The organism is Bacillus sp. SA1-12 (assembly GCF_000981385.1).
Lineage (GTDB): Bacteria > Bacillota > Bacilli > Bacillales > Bacillaceae > Metabacillus.
Genome location: NZ_LATZ01000111.1, coordinates 1 through 303, shown reverse-complemented (window position 1 = coordinate 303; position 303 = coordinate 1). Strand labels below are relative to the sequence as shown.

The window sequence follows — 303 nt, the reverse complement described above, 5'->3', positions numbered from 1 at the left end:
CAACCTGTTGGCCATCGCCTACGCCTTTCGGCCTCGGCTTAGGTCCCGACTAACCCTGAGCGGACGAGCCTTCCTCAGGAAACCTTAGGCATTCGGTGGAGGGGATTCTCACCCCTCTTTCGCTACTCATACCGGCATTCTCACTTCTAAGCGCTCCACTAGTCCTTACGGTCTAGCTTCACAGCCCTTAGAACGCCCTCCTACCACTGTTCGTAAGAACAGTCCACAGCTTCGGTGATACGTTTAGCCCCGGTACATTTTCGGCGCAGAGTCACTCGACCAGTGAGCTATTACGCACTCTTT

General features: G+C 54.8%; 1 rRNA gene. It reads right to left on the bottom strand.

What is annotated here, in order from left to right:
• Positions 1-303, bottom strand: a 23S ribosomal RNA gene (locus WQ54_RS18055); the annotation flags it as partial.